Source organism: Pseudoalteromonas tunicata, assembly GCF_002310815.1.
Lineage (GTDB): Bacteria > Pseudomonadota > Gammaproteobacteria > Enterobacterales > Alteromonadaceae > Pseudoalteromonas > Pseudoalteromonas tunicata.
Genome location: NZ_CP011033.1, coordinates 118,551 through 135,760, shown reverse-complemented (window position 1 = coordinate 135,760; position 17,210 = coordinate 118,551). Strand labels below are relative to the sequence as shown.

The 17,210-nt window shown below is 39.2% G+C and carries 13 protein-coding genes; 6 read left to right on the top strand and 7 right to left on the bottom strand.

What is annotated here, in order from left to right; translation table 11 throughout:
* Positions 1-228 precede the first annotated feature (228 nt).
* From PTUN_RS18495 to PTUN_RS18485, 3 genes are all read right to left on the bottom strand, one after another.
* Positions 229-438, bottom strand: coding sequence for a cold-shock protein (locus PTUN_RS18495; protein ID WP_009836426.1), 210 nt, complete (start codon positions 436-438; stop codon positions 229-231).
* A gap of 206 nt (positions 439-644) precedes the next feature.
* Positions 645-854, bottom strand: a complete 210-nt coding sequence (locus PTUN_RS18490; protein ID WP_009836427.1) for a cold-shock protein — start codon at positions 852-854, stop codon at positions 645-647.
* Positions 855-1,247: 393 nt separating this feature from the next.
* A complete protein-coding gene (locus PTUN_RS18485) occupies positions 1,248-1,895 on the bottom strand; it encodes a DsbA family oxidoreductase (protein ID WP_009836428.1) in 648 nt (215 codons plus the stop codon).
* A gap of 202 nt (positions 1,896-2,097) precedes the next feature.
* Here PTUN_RS18485 and PTUN_RS18480 point away from each other — a divergent pair, with 202 nt between their 5' ends.
* From PTUN_RS18480 to PTUN_RS18470, 3 genes are all read left to right on the top strand, one after another.
* The gene (locus PTUN_RS18480) at positions 2,098-2,757 is read left to right on the top strand and encodes a hypothetical protein (RefSeq protein ID WP_009836429.1); all 660 of its coding nucleotides are present in this window, start codon (positions 2,098-2,100) and stop codon (positions 2,755-2,757) included.
* 225 nt (positions 2,758-2,982) lie between these two features.
* Complete coding sequence (locus tag PTUN_RS18475; protein WP_009836430.1) at positions 2,983-5,058, top strand: GSCFA domain-containing protein; 2,076 nt, start codon at positions 2,983-2,985, stop codon at positions 5,056-5,058.
* Positions 5,059-5,288: 230 nt separating this feature from the next.
* Complete coding sequence (locus PTUN_RS18470) at positions 5,289-10,997, top strand: Ig-like domain-containing protein (protein WP_096035265.1); 5,709 nt, start codon at positions 5,289-5,291, stop codon at positions 10,995-10,997.
* Between the two features lie 109 nt (positions 10,998-11,106).
* Here PTUN_RS18470 and PTUN_RS18465 read toward each other — a convergent pair whose 3' ends face one another.
* Both PTUN_RS18465 and PTUN_RS18460 read right to left on the bottom strand, forming a co-directional pair.
* Complete coding sequence (locus PTUN_RS18465; RefSeq protein ID WP_009836432.1) at positions 11,107-11,643, bottom strand: CIA30 family protein; 537 nt, start codon at positions 11,641-11,643, stop codon at positions 11,107-11,109.
* Positions 11,644-11,787: 144 nt separating this feature from the next.
* Entirely contained in the window at positions 11,788-12,279 is a 492-nt protein-coding gene (locus tag PTUN_RS18460) for a MarR family winged helix-turn-helix transcriptional regulator (protein ID WP_009836433.1), read from the bottom strand.
* Between the two features lie 541 nt (positions 12,280-12,820).
* Between PTUN_RS18460 and proB the strand changes: the two genes are divergently transcribed.
* Entirely contained in the window at positions 12,821-13,924 is a 1,104-nt protein-coding gene (proB, locus tag PTUN_RS18450) for a glutamate 5-kinase (RefSeq protein WP_009836436.1), read from the top strand.
* Positions 13,921-15,168, top strand: coding sequence for a glutamate-5-semialdehyde dehydrogenase (locus tag PTUN_RS18445; protein WP_009836437.1), 1,248 nt, complete (start codon positions 13,921-13,923; stop codon positions 15,166-15,168). The genes proB and PTUN_RS18445 overlap by 4 nt, the downstream gene beginning before the upstream one ends.
* Before the next feature lie 182 nt (positions 15,169-15,350).
* Here the strand turns inward: PTUN_RS18445 and PTUN_RS18440 are convergent, their stop codons facing one another.
* Positions 15,351-15,572 (bottom strand): hypothetical protein, encoded by a 222-nt coding sequence (locus PTUN_RS18440; protein ID WP_009836438.1) that lies wholly within the window; start codon positions 15,570-15,572, stop codon positions 15,351-15,353.
* A 222-nt stretch (positions 15,573-15,794) separates the two neighbouring features.
* Positions 15,795-16,373 carry a YceB family lipoprotein gene (locus tag PTUN_RS18435; protein WP_009836439.1) on the bottom strand — a complete coding sequence of 193 codons (579 nt, stop codon included), beginning with the start codon at positions 16,371-16,373 and terminating at the stop codon, positions 15,795-15,797.
* A gap of 221 nt (positions 16,374-16,594) precedes the next feature.
* Here PTUN_RS18435 and PTUN_RS18430 point away from each other — a divergent pair, with 221 nt between their 5' ends.
* Positions 16,595-17,041, top strand: a complete 447-nt coding sequence (locus PTUN_RS18430; RefSeq protein WP_009836441.1) for an SRPBCC family protein — start codon at positions 16,595-16,597, stop codon at positions 17,039-17,041.
* The last annotated feature ends 169 nt before the right edge of the window (positions 17,042-17,210 follow it).

Genomic DNA, 17,210 nt, shown 5'->3' with positions numbered 1-17,210 from the left:
AAAAATCGCCCAGCGCTTTTCGGTGTATCTTCAAATTCAGGATCGGATTACTCTCAATATTGGCAAAGATAAAATGAAATAAAGCATAAGGCGAGACAGACTCAGTAATGAGTCCTATACATTGAGCCACTAACAGAGCGACTCAAATGGGGATGTGCGCGGTGCACCTCACTCATCATAGGTAGATGAGCAAGTGGTTAATCGATTATTAAAACCGATTAATACAAATTAAATGCAAACGATGTTATCAGCTTGCGGGCCTTTTTGGCCTTGTGATACAGAAAACTGTACACGTTGACCTTCAGCTAAAGTTTTAAAACCATCACCTGAAATGGCACTGAAATGTGCAAATACGTCAGGGCCTGACGCTTGTTCAATAAAACCAAAACCTTTTGCTTCGTTGAACCATTTAACTGAACCAGTTGTTGTAGTAGACATAATCAATATCCTAAAAATAATAAAAGTGTGCCTGAGTTAGGCAATTGAGCTGGAAAAATGAATATTTAGCTGAGGATAACGCGAAGGATTATTACTAAAACAACGTGGTACGAACAAATAAACAGAACTTCTTTCAAACTTTACACCTAAGTGCTTAATCGCACTTAGGTATTTTATGATGGGTTATAATACCCATCACATCAAACTTAGATGCAAACGATGTTATCAGCTTGCGGGCCTTTTTGGCCTTGCGATACAGTAAACTGTACACGTTGACCTTCAGCTAAAGTTTTAAAACCATCACCTGAAATGGCACTGAAATGTGCAAATACGTCAGGGCCTGACGCTTGTTCAATAAAACCAAAACCTTTTGCTTCGTTGAACCATTTAACTGAACCAGTTGTTGTAGTAGACATAATCAATATCCTAAAAATAATAAAAGTGTGCCAAAAATAAGGCAATTGAGCCGGGGGGAGAACAAATATTTAACTGAGGATATCGCGAAGGATTATTACTAAAACAACGTGGTACTTACAAATAAACAAGGCTTGCTATCAGCCGACATGAGCAATGTAACAGTAAGCTCATCACAACAGCAAGCTTTATTTATAAATATACGAAAATAAATTTGTAGCGTGATGTTCGGCTATGTTGCACTGTGTAAAACGTGCTTGCAAACAACGTTACACCACACAAAAATACTACAAATCAATAATTTAAGCTGAACGTTTTAAAATCCAATTTAAGTTTTGTTTCTTAACTTTTTGATTACCCTCAAGAGCACTCAAGCTGTTGCGCGTAAAAAGTGCTTAGGCCTCTTGCTCACTAATTTGTTTTAAGGCTTGCACAAAGGCATCGCTTGGCTGACCGCCAGTAATGGCGTATTGCTCGTTGATAATAAACGTAGGTACCGAAGTTATCCCCATTTGCTGTAATGCGTGTTGCTCACTGCGTACTTGTTGAAAAAACTCACCACCCGCTAAAATCGCTTTAGCTCGCTCAATATCAAGGCCAACACTTGCTACCACGTCAAGTAAAGCTTCCTGTTGGTTTAAATACACACCATCAGTAAAGTGGGCTTTAAACATTGCCAATTTCAGCTCAGTTTGTTTACCCTCAGTGGCCGCCCAAGTCAGTAATCGGTGGCAATCTAAACTGTTGATCATGATACGTTTACCACTAAAATTAAAGCTAAAGCCTGCACGTTCGCCCATGTCTAAAATACGGTTACGATTTTCAATCCCTTGCGCTTCGCTCAGACCATATTTTTGCGCCAAATGCTCAGCCAAATCTTGCCCTTCGACCGGCATATTGGGATTAAGTTCAAATGGTTTCCAGCTAATCTCAGCTTCGATTTCACCCTCTAATTGATCAAGGGCCGCAGCTAAGTTTTTATATCCGATGATGCACCAAGGGCACATGATATCTGACACTATTTCAATTTTGAGCTTTTTCATGGTTTACGCTTTATCTAATCAGGTTAGGGTATCGATATGCAGGTGATGCTATTAAAAATCAAGTAAGGCACAAGTTTCCTATCACAAAAATAACATCGAATTTATTCAAGCTCGCTATTTTTGCACATATTGTATTTAAAATACTCTTAACGGTGAGCAATGTTATAGTGCTCATAAAATCAATAAACATGGCGGACAAACCATGAAGCATTCCTTTTATTCGCTTTCGAATACCGAGCAAGCGGCGTTTGTTTTAAAGCTCGCAGCCCTGTTTATTTTACTAAATTTAGTGCTTGGCACCTTGCTGTATTTTTGCGGCTTAGTATTTTTAAGCTTGTTTATTTTTGCGATTTCGCTGTCGGTATTTGCCCCCTTTGTCGATGTGCCAAGTGGGGTAAAAAGTGGTAGCTTGCGCTATTACTCCACCCTACTGATTGGCGAAAAAATCAAAAATAATCGTTTAGTACTCCACGGTGGCAGCTTGTTTGATTACTATTTTACCCTCGATTTTAATCAGACAGCGCCTGAGCGAAAAAAGCAGGTATTAAGTGCCCTTATTGACGGCTTATTAATACTGATTGCTGAGCATGAACATGGCAAACCAACTGCAATTCGAATTCATGCTACCAGTTATATTTTAAATCCCCGCACAGCCAAAAAACTTGGTTTACATGTTTGCCAAACTGATGTTATTCAGCAATTAATTTTGTATTTTAATTTCGTGAATTTAACCTGTTCGTTGTCATTTTTAACCGGTCGGCTGACGTTGCCAAACATGAAAAAAATCTATAGCTTTGAAGGCGAACTGAACGCTCTCATAGCCAATAAAGCTTATTTGCAACGCTTACACGCACGCCTTTAATTGATTAATTTTGTGCGCCTACCCTGCAAAAGAGAAGTAACTTTACTCCTTAAAATACTCTGTAACTAACGCATGCCTTAACTAAAAAATGCTCTATTAAAAAAGCGGACTATTTCTTGCTTAGTTTGTTTTTTACGCGCTTTGTGCCAATAAATTGTACAAAACATAATAAAAAACAATCACTATAAAAATTAGATCAACAGCATTAAATAACTGGGGAATTAAATGGACTTTAAACACATTGATGATTTAGCTGAAATAACACTCAAAAATGGTAAAACAATTAGCTTAAGGGCCAAAAAATACCTCTACGATGATTATCATTTTGAACACAAATTAAGTTTAGGCATAGTGTACAGTGTGGCGAGAAAATTATACTCAGGTAGGCAGCAAGCATTACCTTATGAACCATCGATTTTAAAAGGGCTTGATCAGCAGCTACTTGCGCAAACCACTCCTTTTTTAGTCAAAGATGCTGATAACCATGCTATTTCTTTTCAAACGCTTGAGAGTTTATTACAGCCATTTTTAGTTAATATCATTGAGGCGCATTTTGGCAGTCGTTTTTTTGTTGCTGGTTTTAGGTATATCACCCAACAAAGTGCACAAGACCAGCTGTGGAGCAATCAATCTTTACCGCAAAATTCACTCAATTTATATTTAAAAATTCCTCACCAAACCAGTAACAATCAAGACGATGTTAACCCGACACTCCTCAGCTATTTAGATCGCGATAATGTCGACTTATTAAAATATCATGGCTATTTATTCGATAACGACATTAATAACAAAGTTGACGATATTTGTGAGGTACTCAATTACTATGATAAAAAACCGACTATCACCAAGCTTGAATTATGCTTTGGTGAGATGATTGCACTCAATATTCATGATGCCTGTATTAAGTTTTCACTCAACCAATCGGATACCATTTTATGCTTGTCTTTATTACCTTCACCAATCCAATGGCATGAAATATATCAACTTTGTAAACCACCGATAAATCAAATACTCGTTAATGGGCTATATGATTTTGTCGCAAGCCAATATTCGCATCTTATTCATCAGCCAGAAGTGTGTTTAATAGATAAAACCAATGCCATTCAAACAACTGCACAACTTGATTTTGAATTGCATGAGATTTTTTCAGATCCAAAAGTAATCAGTTATTTAGCAAAAAATTTATCAACCTTATTAGCTAAAAATCAGATCCCAGACCAATTTCAGTTTCTTGGTTTTATTGATGATTTATTAAAATTAGAAATCAACAATACGCAGTTTCAAAGCTCAATTTATAAAGCGTTGTGGGAATTGGCGCAATTTAAAGAAGCCAGTCAAATCTCGACTCAAAAATATCGCATCGATAATACAAAAATATTTTGGCCTAATCCCGGTCACGCTAAATACCCCAGAGATATTTATGGTACTTTTCCTTTTGTAACCAGTCATAAATTCATTACCCCTCAGACGGCTGTTGGCAGTGCAGGCAGTTGCTTTGCAGTAGAGATAGCTAAATATTTTCAAAAAAATAACTTTAACTATGTGGTTACTGAATGGATCCCTCAAGAATATACAGGGGTGATGTATGATATTTTTTCAGCGTTTGATCCATTTTCAGCGTATTCGGCGCAATACGGTATTTTATTTAATACCCCAAGCTTTACACAATTAGCCCAAAAGGCATTTAATAAGCGTGTGTTTAAAAAACGATTAATTTGGAATCCTGAACTGAACCGCCTGTATGATCCCTATCGTGAAGGAGTTGATTTTAGCTCACCTGAAGCATTTTATGATGACTATCCAAAACATGTTGAAGCTGTACGCCAGGCATTTTTACAAACCGAAGTATTTATTATCACATTAGGCTTAAACGAGGCGTGGCAATTTAGAGATGGTACCTTTGCCTCGCGCAATCCCAAGGCGAACTCCTATCATTTATTGCAGCACAGAGTATTAACGGTAGACGAAAATGTTCAATATTTAGAAACCTTCTACGCCATTTTGAAAGAATATAATCCCAATATAAAAATTATTGTCAGCGTCTCTCCCGTGCCATTTTTAGCAACTGGCCGAGGCGAAACTCACCATGTAATTTCAGCCAATACCCATTCAAAAGCAGTACTGCGTGTCGCTGCTGAGCAGTTCACTTCATCACATGCTGATGCTTATTATTTCCCAAGTTTTGAAATGGTCACTGAGTGTATCCAAGATCCGTGGTTAAGTGATTTACGTCATGTAAAACCTGAGGCCGTGAGCCAAGTGATGAACTTATTTGAAAAGATGTTTGTGGTGGGTAAGTAACAATTGGAATTTAAAGCCCATCAGCGCTAAGGGGCTTTAAAGCTTCAATCGAACACGTCATTTATTTAATTATCAATAAACTTTTTTCAAGCCTAAACACACCAAACACCTTATGTAATACAGTGTAATAGTATTTCTGATCTTTGTACCTACCTTAAATCTAGGGACAGTGTATCCTTGGCAACCCAAAGTTATTTATTTTCAAAAACTTATATATTACAAGAGCATTCATGAAACAACTATTCATACTTGCACACCTATTCTTATTGGTGCTTATTAATCGCGCTGAAGCAGAAACATTTTATTTACAAGCTTATTTACATCAACTAGTCACTGCCAGTGGCACACCTATTGACGATGTTGCTGAGAACATTAGAACGCCTATTGGTTTTGACTTTCAGTTTTTTGGTAAAACCGTCGACCATTTCACCCTAACCTCAAACGGGGTAATAGGCCTTAGAAAAGGAGCGATAGGCGCACCAGGGGCCGATATTGCAATGGTGAACGACTATTATGATAACGTACCTTTATCGCAATTAAGTCTTACTGGAAGTGGTCAAGATAGTTACAATCTTTACGTTTTTTGGGATGATTTAGTATCAAAAGATGCCAAGCAACACGTAACCTCATTACTTGTGCCACATGATGACCCAAGTAATGTATTTGGTACTGATATTTTAACCATTCAATATTCTAATTATGGTTTTTTTGGACAAACATTAGGCTTAGGGACCATCCAAGTGGTGCTTGTGAGCCAAACTAACGAAATATATTACAACTATGTCGACTTGCCTAATGAGCGCAGTAAAGCAAGCCAAGCAACGATAGGTATGACGGGGGGCACTGAGTTTGTGCAAACATCTCACAACTCATCTATTTTAAATCGCTTACAGAACATTAAGTACACCCCAAATGGCAACAATTACGATGCTGTCGGCCCAAACCCAGGTATTATTTATAATGGTGTTTTATATGTGAGTTCGCCTCCTCCAGGCCCTTTTTCACTCACCGCTCCAGCTGCAGATGCTACAGCGCAAGCAATACTACCTACATTTTCTTGGAGCGCTTCAGAGAATGTCGCCACCTATAAGTTAGTGGTCGCATCAGATATAAACTTAAATACGATTGTGTATCAAAACAACGCAATTGATGGCGCACTAACCAGCTTTACTTTACCCTCGGGCAATACACTTCAAGCAAACCAAACTTATCATTGGAACCTCCAAGCCATAAATGCTGAAGGCGAACTTTGGAGCGTCACGCGTCAGTTTACAACGACTCAAGTAAATCAACCCCCTGTGATTCAAAATACACCAGCAACTTCGGTGCTACAAAATAACGCTTATTCTTACCAAACCACAATTACAGACCCAGATGCAGGTGATACCCATACGTTTTCAATCACAAATAAACCAAGTTGGGCGACCTTTTCAAATACGGGCTTACTCAGTGGCACTCCAGCAAATGCTCATGTAGGAAGTTACAATAATATCGAAATTACCGTTACCGATAATAATGGCGCTTCAACCAGCACGGGAGGGTTTACTATTACTGTCGTCAATGTTAACGACGCCCCAGCTATTTCTGGCACACCAGTTACCAGTATTTTAGAAGATAATAACTACCAGTTTATTCCTGATGCGAGTGATGTGGATTCGGGCGATACTTTGACATTTAGTATTTCAAATAAGCCTGCATGGGCAACATTTAATACTGCAAATGGCCAGTTAAGTGGCACACCGATAAATAATCATGTTGGCTTTACCGACAATATTATTATTGCTGTAACAGACGGGCAACTCTCCGATCAACTGCCTGCATTTAGTATAACGGTAAGCAATACTAATGATGCGCCAAGTATTTTTGGCCAGCCAAGCACACAAATAAACGAAGATAGCTATTATCAATTTACGCCTTCAGCTTTTGATGAAGATGTGGGCGATTCATTAACGTTTTCAATTACCAATAAACCAAATTGGGCTAGTTTTAATTCATTAACAGGTGAGTTATACGGCACGCCTCTTAATAAAGACGTTGGAACTTATAACAACATCATTATTTCAGCCAATGACGCAAGCTCATCTGCATCCTTACCGGTATTTGCCATTACGGTTAGCAATGTTAACGATGCGCCAACGATTTCTGGCACGCCGAGTACTTCGGTAAATGAAGATAGTGGCTATCAATTTATCCCTTCAGCTTTTGATGAAGATGCGGGCGATTCATTAACGTTTTCAATTACCAATAAACCAAATTGGGCTAGTTTTAATTCATTAACAGGTGAGTTATACGGCACGCCTCTTAATAAAGACGTTGGAACTTATAACAACATCATTATTTCAGCCAATGACGCAAGCTCATCTGCATCCTTACCGGTATTTGCCATTACGGTTAGCAATATTAACGATGCGCCAACGATTTCGGGCACGCCGAGTACTTCGGTAAATGAAGATAGTGGCTATCAATTTACCCCCTCTGCATACGATGACGATATTGGCGATGTGCTCACCTTTTCAATTACCAACAAACCAAACTGGGCGCAGTTTGATAGTAAAACTGGCCAACTGTTTGGTACACCAACGAATGAAGATGTTGCGACCACGATCGATATTGCTATTAGCGTAAGTGATAGTATTGAAACCGCGCGTTTACCTTTATTTTCGCTGACCGTAAACAATGTGAATGACAAACCGACTTCTGAAGATTTATCGATAACCGTTGATGAAGATCAAAGTGTCACATTTACACCTATAGGAAATGACGTCGATAAAGACTCACTGACTTTTGAGGTCATTCAACAACCTTTGTATGGCACCTTGATTCATACAGCCCAGCAGTGGATTTATACTCCAAACAAAGACTTTCATGGCCTTGATAGTATTATTTACCACGCATTAGATAACGAAACTGCATCTGATGATTCAACTATCACCATTAAGGTTAATCCGATTAACGATGCACCAATTGCAACTGACGACACTATTTCTATGCAATCAAACGCGTTAGCCCGTTACGAATTAGATGTCGTGCCAAACGATATCGATGTGGATGGCGATTTGCTAACCCTCGCAAGTGTTATCAGTGATATTGGTAATGTATCTATAGAAGAGAACAAAATCATCTATCGTGCATTAACGGGCACTCCAAATCAAATTAACATTAAATACAGTATTACAGATACCGAAAAACAAATTTCAATGGCTAACGTTTTACTCACAATTGAAGATGAGCAAAATAATACTTCCCCTATTTTGTCCGCCCCTGCCGATGTAATTGTGAATGCAACTGGACTCTTAACCAAAGTTGACTTAGGCGTTGCAACTGCTACTGATAGCGAAGGTAACCCTATCGCGGTATCACTGATTAAAGGTAATACCCATTTCAAGCCAGGGATACATTCCGCTTTTTGGCAAGCAATAGATAGTCAAAATAGACAAACAATTGTTGAGCAGAAAATCACGGTTAATCCTCTGATCTCTATTGATAAAGATATTACAATCACCGAAGGTACTTCTCATCAAATAGCGCTGCATTTAAACGGCAAGCCCTCTAGTTACCCATTCTCGGTTTCATACAAAATCGGCGGCACTGCATCAAGTTCCGATCACACTTTATTTGATGGTGAGGTATTGTTTAACCAAAGTCCTACGGCTTATTTAACATTAGAGACTTTTGAAGATGCCATCGCAGAAGAAAGCGAAACGGTCATAATCACTCTTGATGATAATCAAAATGTAAGCAGTAACTATCAACAAACCATAACTATTGTTGAACAAAATCTGCCTCCTCATATTGATTTTAAGGTAACGCAAGCAAATCAGCAGCGTAATCTAATCGTGAACAACAATGATATTGTCAACATTGATAGCCACGTTACAGACCTCAACCCGTTTGATATTGTAACACTTCGCTGGCAGGCCAATTCAACTGAGATTATCAACACCTCCGAACAAGGGGATGTGTTTACATTTAACCCAGAGAATTTATTACCAGGGATTTACTCAATCGAATTAATCGCCACCGACAATGCAGATTCTCCTTTAACCAGTAAAAAGACTATTTATCTTGAAGTTACCACTGAGCTCGCCGTACTGACTCAACGCGATAGTGATGGTGATTTAATTCCAGATAATTTAGAAGGTTTTAAAGACTCAGACCAAGATGGCGTACCTGATTACCTTGATGCCATAAGTGAATGTAATGTCATGCAAGAGCAAGCGTTGCAGGCAAATTCATATCTGGTAGAAAGTGAGCCAGGCATATGCATGCGAAAAGGCTCAACCATTGCCAATAGTAAAACCGGAGGCATTGAACTATTAAGTAATGAGTTACCTGCCGATATGGCAGCTGATAATTTAGGCGGGATCTTTGACTTCATTCTTGAGGGATTACCAAAACCAGGCGGCTCCTATCGCCTTGTATTACCACAAATAAATGCGATCCCAGCCAATGCTACCTATAGAAAACTAATCAACAGTCAGTGGACTGATTTTGTTATTGATGAGTTCAATAGCATTCACTCAACAGCCGGCGAACCAGGTTATTGCCCAACACCAGGAGACTCTGAATGGCAAGAAGGGTTAATAGAAGGGGCTTGGTGCGTTCAGCTAACAATACAAGATGGCGGAAAAAATGATGCTGACGGTATTGTTAATGGAACAATAGTCGACCCAAGTGGCGTGGCTGTTTATCATAGCGATAATAAACAACCTATCGCCAGTCCTGATAAAATAGAAATCAATTGGAATAGTAATGTCATGATTGATGTGCTCGCCAATGATACAGACGAAAATGACGATCCTTTAATCCTCAGTGCCGCCAGCGCTGATTTTGGCCAAGTCACCATTGTTGATAATTGGCTTTATTATCAAGCAGCCAAAGATTTTTATGGTACTGCAACCATTCAATATAGTATCTCTGATAGTAATGGCGGCACCAGTTCCACCACTGTTTTGGTAGGAATTAACGCCAATTTTGCCCCAATAGCACACCCTGACGTGGCCAATACGGATGATAAAACCGTCATCACAATTTACGTTTTAGATAATGATGTCGATCCTGAAAACCAGACACTTAGCATCACTTCAGTAAGTACCCAACAAGGAACTGCTGTGATAAATTCAGATCAAAGTATCCGCTATACACCTAAGCGCGGGTTTGATGGTATCGATGCCATTTCTTATACCATCTCAGATGGTCAGCTAGCCGCAACAAGTACCGTATCTATTACAATTAAAGCGTATAAAGACGTCATTGTTACGAATAAATCTGGAGGTGGATTGAGTGCTTTATTCATTGTTTTGTTAACATCGATTATCGCCATACGACAAAAAGCGAAATGGCTAGCCGTACCATTACTGCTAGCTGCTTTTATTAACCCAATAAACGCTTTTGCAAACAGTGCTCCTTGGTTGATTGCACTGAGCATTGGTCAATCAAAAGTAGAAACAAACCTCAATACCGATACAGACAATAGCACTGAGCTAAAAAGTGATAATACAGGTACTCAAACAGGACTTAATCTTAGCTACAAGTTTGCTAATAACTGGGCGTTTTCTTTAGGTTATTTAGATTTAGGCCAAAGCACGACCATCATTACCAGTGAGCAGTTAGAACCCGAACCCTATATAAAATTAATGAGTACATCGATGCCTTTATTTACGCAAGGCATCACGCTATCGAGTTCATATATCATGGATGTGCACCAAGACTGGCAACTTAATTACACTGTTGGCGCGTACATTTGGCAAAGTGAATTAAAAAGCCAAAGCGCAACCAAAACAATCACACATACTGAAAAAGCGGTAGATCCTTTTCTCTCATTTGGGATTAGTTACCTGATAACCCCTGATTGGCAAACTGGTTTAAGTGTCTCTCGGTATTTCATTAATGCTAATAATACCAATAGCTTGTCGTTAAGTTTAGGCTATAGGTTTTAAAGTCTCATCCGTTATAAGGTAAAACAATAAAGCGCCCAATGGCGCTTTTCATTTGCAAAACGCTGTATAACAAGACTTAAAGTATCTTAGCTACCCGATTTAATCGCCTTTACGTTGCGTTCATCATTAAAAGTTCATGAATTGCCAATTTAAATTCACCCGCTTGTTTGGCGCTAATTAAAAAGCCCAGCGCCCGTACATCCGAAAACTGTAATTGGTAGCGCGATTCAATCATACGGCCACGATATTGTAAGCTAAAATCGTGCGGCGAAAGGGTGAAGGTTTGTTGCTGATTGGCTTTTGTTTGAAACTGATATACAAATGCTGGCCCGTCAAGATACTGGTCAACTCGCAAACGCAATTGATACAACTTGCCATCGCCCATAACCGATAAATATAGTTTATTAGGAGCGCTATTGCTCATCGAATATGGCGCTCGCACCGAAGCAAAACCACCATTATTAGCTAAAGTCAGCTCACCACTAAAGGTTACAATGTTATCAACTAAACGTATTGTGCTACCTGAACGTCCGCCCATCACAGTATCGTTAACTACGCTCCATTCAAGCTTTGCTAAATCAATCCCATAGGATGGTGCAGCAGCCAATAACAATGCGCTGCACAGTGAACGTTGTTGCTTAGTCATGAGATAAACTCCGATGTTTACCCTGCATTACGAAGCAAGTCCCTCATTAGATTGGAATGCTTTAAGTTTTAGCTAAAAAAGCATGTCTATTGCAAGCAATCAAAACGAGTAAAGACCACCACTGTAGGCTAATTAGTTTGAACTCTAATTATTTTCTATAGGAGCTGTTTTTTGTATTTGCCCCACTTCGAGCAGAGGTGAGGCATCAAGATCTTCTGCGTCCATCATGCTTACAATGCGCTGCATAGTAGCGAGCATTTGTGATTGCTCCCACTCTTGCATCGATTCAAAGCGGGCAATGAAGTGCTCTTGCAACGGTGTAGGAGAGTCTTTAATAATATCAAACCCTTTATCTGTCAGCGAAATACCGACTCTGCGTTTATCTGTGGTTGAGCGCTCTCTTATTACTAATTCTCTTATTTCGAGGCGATCTAAAATACTGGTAATGGTGGCTGAACTTAAATTAATTTGTTCGGCAATTTCTTTTACCATCACACCGTCTTGCTGTGAAATAGCTTGCAATACCAACAGCTGAGGGCTGGTGAGGCCCGTCTCTTTGCTTAGTTTTTTTGAATATAAATCGATTGCACGGATCACTTGCCTTATCGATACCAAAAGCTCTTGATACTTTTTCATTTCCCAACTCAATACAACTCAAATTAATTCAATTCTAACAAAATTACTTTTAATTTAGAAACGCTAAATTAAAAGTAATAAAAAACAATAAGATAAAACTTAAATCGTATTGTGGGGTTGATCTTTGAGCGATTTACCTTCAATATAATAGTTAGAACACTAATTATTAGTGATGAATTAAGTTTTATATAAAAGCTTAATCAATAAAACAACCACTAAAATAGTAATCAACTGTTTTTTATCACTTTTTAGATTTGGTGATTTTTTAAAGAAATTTTTGATTAGCATTTTATAAGTTGAATACTATTAAAACAGGAATGAAATGAACCTCTTCAAAAGTAGATTGGCTGTGAATTACCTCTCACAACCAGTAACTACTCTTTACCAAGCCCTCATTGGCAAGCGAAGCCTCTTTGCCAATCAGCACTCCCATTTTACTACTCTCAATATTTACTGGTTATCTTTTGGCCAAACGCAATTGGCCAAAGTATCAGCGGCACCAACCGCTCAATTATCACTAACAATTAAATAAAGAGGACGTATGTCAATTACACAAAAACAACGTTTAGTCATTAAAGTCGGCAGCGCTCTTATTGCACCCACCGCCTGTGGTTGCAGTGAAAAATACCTTAAAAACATTGCTGATTTTATTCATCGCATTCGCCAACAAGGTCAGCAGGTCGTTTTAGTATCATCAGGCTCAGTCGCTGCAGGACGTTATTTATTTAACAATCAACAACCGAATTTGGCACTTAAAAAAGCAATGGCTGCTGCGGGCCAAACTGAAATGATGGCAATGTGGGATAAGCTATTGGGTTTACCGGTGGCGCAAATTTTATTGACCCATGCTGATTTATGTAATCGTGAACGTTATATCAGCGTAAAAGATACCATCGAATCTTTACTCGACAACGGCATTATGCCGATAGTAAACGAAAACGATACCGTGACATCAGAAGAACTTAAAGTAGGTGACAACGACAACTTAGCTGCAATGACAGCAGCGGCGGTTGATGCAGATGCCTTATTAATTTGCACTGATGTTGATGGTCTCTATGATAAAAACCCGCATAAGTTTAGTGACGCACAATTACTTAAAGATGTAACGCGCATCACGCCTGACATTTTTGCGATGGCGGGTGGAGCCATTAGTGCAACCGGCACCGGTGGTATGCAAACTAAAATTGAAGCTGCCCAAAAGGCAACCGCACAAGGTATCGATACCTATATTATTAATGGCTTCAAAGCCCAATCTTTTCATTATTTACTTGAGGGCCAAAATCCAGGTACTCATTTTGTCGCCTGCGAAAGCCCACTCTCACCGAGTCAACATTGGATGACACACACCACAAAAGAATGTGGTGAAGTGATTATCGATGAACATAAAGACCATTTTGCACAAAACAGCCCAGTTATTACCAGTGATGACATTGTTGAGGTCAAAGGTGAGTTTTCGGTTGGTGATACCATTTTACTTAGAAGTTGTGATGGCACGCGCATGGCCAAAGCCACTGCCAATTACAGCAGTTGCTTACTCAATTATGTTAAACAGCAACCCAGCATCCCGGAACTCGTGGGCTCATTGCATCCACAACATAATTCAATTATTTCTAAAAAACATTTTGCCCTATTGGAGAACGTATGAATCTTATCAAAAACTTATCGCAACAAGCGTCTCAAGCAGCTCGTACGTTATTAACCTTAAAAGAAGAAAGCAAAAATACTATTTTACGCACTATGGCTGCGAGTTTACGAGAGCATTGCGCGCCTATCTTGGCAGCCAATCATTTAGATTTAAACCAAGCAAGAGCCGATAATTTACCTGATGCGATGCTCGACCGCTTAATGCTCAACGAAGAACGCATTGAAGCCATGGCAACAGGCATTGAAACGATTGCCACCCTACCCGATCCAGTAGGTAAATTACGTGATTTAGGCACACAACCTAATGGCTTAAAAATCAGTAAAATGCGCATGCCACTTGGGGTTATTTGCATGATTTTTGAGGCTCGTCCAAATGTCACAGCCGACGCAGCAGCACTGTGTTTTAAATCCGGCAATGCCGTTATTTTACGTGGCGGTAAAGAAGCACTTAATTCAAGTAAAGCGATTGCTGAGGTATTACAGGCTGTACTGCGCTCATTTGAATTGCCCGAAGCGCTAATCACCGTAGTGCCTACAGCAGAGCGTGCATTACTAATGGATTTAATGCAGCAGCGAGATCACATTGACGTGATCATTCCTCGCGGCGGTGAAGGCTTAATTAACTTTGTGACTGATAACAGTAAAATACCCGTTATTCAGCACTTTAAAGGTGTTTGCCATTTATACATTGATAAAGAAGCTGATCTTGAAAAAGCACTTAATCTTCTTCTTAACGGCAAAACCCAACGCACCGGCGTCTGCAACGCCCTTGAAGGTCTGATTGTGCATCGCGATATTATGGCGCAATTTTTACCGTTAGTGTCATATGCGCTCAAAATACATAAGGTTAAAGTGAATGCCTGTAAAACCGCGTTTGCCTTTTTTGAAGACGCAACCTTACTTGCAGATGACCAGTTTGGTGAAGAATATTTAAGCCTTGAGATTGCAATCAAAGTGGTCGACAACATGTCACAAGCCTTAGATCATATTCATCAATTTGGCAGCCATCATACTGAAGTAATTTGTACTGAAGACCGAATGCGCGCTGCGTTATTTCAACGTTTAGTTGATGCTTCTGTGGTCATGATCAACGCTTCATCACGATTTTCTGATGGCGGTGAACTGGGTTTAGGGGCTGAGATAGGCATTGCCACGACAAAACTTCATGCGTATGGCCCTATGGGTCTTGAATCGCTCACCACCGAAAAATATTTAGTCTCTGGTGATGGCCAAATTCGCGCTTAATTCATTTTGTTTTAGGTGCTTAAAAGACCTAAATTCAAAATAAAAAACAAAACGGTCGTTAAAGTAACTTTACTCTAACGACCGTTTTAGTTTTAAACGATTAAAAAGCTACCATGTAGCGCGTAACATCAATACGGAATCACAAATTTATCTTGGGCAATAACCATACTATTAAAACAATATTAACTTGCACGGCAAAAAGCGGCTTTTGCCCTGCTAATAATCCGCGCTCTAACCTCAGGCTTTAAGCCAAATGCAATTAAACTTGATGACAACAGTAGAATAAACAAAATACTTTTGGCTATTTTAAGACCCGTAAAAGCCACTAAGACTAACAGCATCACCACATAGGCAAGTCCTACTAATCCTAAAAATAAACATAGTCCTTTAAAATCGTTATTCATTTTCCACTCTTCGTTGCCTTACTCTGATAATAAAGTAACAAATTTATAACAAAACACCAGTTATTGATCGTAAACAAATGTGTATAGTAATAAAAACAATCAAAAGAATAATATTTAAGCATTTGATTTTTAAACCTTTAACTTTATTCAAAAACACAATAACGACTATAACTTGACTTGTTTTTATGGCTTAGGAAGCTTTCTAAGCCATCAAAACAAGTCCTAATTTAGTTTAGGCGTTAATTCTATTGCACCACTTTTAATTCGTAAATTTAATGGCACTGCCATTAATAACCGCTCAGTTGGGTTAGCTTCGTTTAAGCGATAAACAGGGTTGTTAGCCAAAAAATCATTTAACAAACTTTGAAAACGCTGATCGATTGGTTTTAAATTTCCTTTATAGCCTGGGGCACTAATAGATGAGTTTAAAATCTGTAACGAATTCAAATACACACTATGGTCTTGACTACGATACTCGGGCGAAGCCTCAAGCGCAGTATTGAGTGTGACCGGATAACTCAAACCAAACACACTGACAGCAGCTTGAGCTTTTACCGTCACGTTCAAAACATCTCGCCCTTCAGGGCCAATTTTAAACGTAGCTTGCTTGACCGATAGCGTGACGGGTAATCCCATTATTTGTTCATTTCGGCTCAATTGTGCCAATTGCCCAGCCACTTGGCTGTTAAGTTTGGCTTCACTCACTTGATATAAAGCCACTGAATTTAACGTACTACAAGCACTTAAATAGGCAGCGCAGCTAAGCCCTAACAAGGTTTTTCCGATTTTTAATAACGACATATTTCTCTCTAGCTTAGTATGAGCAATGAATTGGCGCTCAATCTACCGTGCTTGATTGTTAATACTCAAGCCTTTTATATCAAGTTAGGCGATAAGTATAAGGCAACCACCTTGGCCACACCTGTACCCGTACAAAAATTAACCTATCCGTAATGACTCTGCTATAACTGAAAAGTCCAATTAAAAACAACTCTACCAATTATCCTAACAAAGGAGTTTTTATGCCTACATCAACCATTGAGTTACACCGCGTGCTGCGTGCGCCAGCTAACCGCGTTTACCGTGCTTTTATTGAGGGCACGGCCTTGTGTAAATGGTTACCACCAAACGGGTTTACTTGCAGCGTTGATCATATTAATGCCATTGAGGGCGGCACCTTTGCGCTTACTTTTCATAACTTTGCTACCGGGGAAGCCCATTCTTTTGGTGGCACCTATCTAGAGCTGATTGCCAATCAACGTATCCGTTATACCGACCAATTTGATGATCCGAATTTAAGCGGCGAAATACTAGTCACCATCAGCTTAAAAGAATTAATGTGCGGCACCGATATCAAAATTGTCCAAGCGGGTATTCCAGAAATAATTTTGCCAGAAGCATGTTATTTAGGCTGGCAAGAATCACTACAATTGTTAGCGCTATTAGTAGAAACCAGTGTAAAGAATTAGTGGCTCAGTCCACTAATCAACATTGACACAGCCCAAACATTTGTTGGCTGTGCCACCCTTAACTTCGCCTTTAAGCGTTATAAAAAACAATCTGTTAGCACAATTACTGCAAAATTCAACTTAATTGGCGCTTCATTGATCAATATCATATTCAATACTTCTCTAAAGT

Bases quoted from the DNA above. Each gene is read 5' to 3' on its own strand.
- PTUN_RS18495 (WP_009836426.1), bottom strand. From the start codon at position 438: ATGTCTACTACAACAACTGGTTCAGTTAAATGGTTCAACGAAGCAAAA.
- PTUN_RS18490 (WP_009836427.1), bottom strand. From the start codon at position 854: ATGTCTACTACAACAACTGGTTCAGTTAAATGGTTCAACGAAGCAAAA.
- PTUN_RS18485 (WP_009836428.1), bottom strand. From the start codon at position 1,895: ATGAAAAAGCTCAAAATTGAAATAGTGTCAGATATCATGTGCCCTTGG.
- PTUN_RS18480 (WP_009836429.1), top strand. From the start codon at position 2,098: ATGAAGCATTCCTTTTATTCGCTTTCGAATACCGAGCAAGCGGCGTTT.
- PTUN_RS18475 (WP_009836430.1), top strand. From the start codon at position 2,983: ATGGACTTTAAACACATTGATGATTTAGCTGAAATAACACTCAAAAAT.
- PTUN_RS18470 (WP_096035265.1), top strand. From the start codon at position 5,289: ATGAAACAACTATTCATACTTGCACACCTATTCTTATTGGTGCTTATT.
- PTUN_RS18465 (WP_009836432.1), bottom strand. From the start codon at position 11,643: ATGACTAAGCAACAACGTTCACTGTGCAGCGCATTGTTATTGGCTGCT.
- PTUN_RS18460 (WP_009836433.1), bottom strand. From the start codon at position 12,279: ATGAAAAAGTATCAAGAGCTTTTGGTATCGATAAGGCAAGTGATCCGT.
- proB (WP_009836436.1), top strand. From the start codon at position 12,821: ATGTCAATTACACAAAAACAACGTTTAGTCATTAAAGTCGGCAGCGCT.
- PTUN_RS18445 (WP_009836437.1), top strand. From the start codon at position 13,921: ATGAATCTTATCAAAAACTTATCGCAACAAGCGTCTCAAGCAGCTCGT.
- PTUN_RS18440 (WP_009836438.1), bottom strand. From the start codon at position 15,572: ATGAATAACGATTTTAAAGGACTATGTTTATTTTTAGGATTAGTAGGA.
- PTUN_RS18435 (WP_009836439.1), bottom strand. From the start codon at position 16,373: ATGTCGTTATTAAAAATCGGAAAAACCTTGTTAGGGCTTAGCTGCGCT.
- PTUN_RS18430 (WP_009836441.1), top strand. From the start codon at position 16,595: ATGCCTACATCAACCATTGAGTTACACCGCGTGCTGCGTGCGCCAGCT.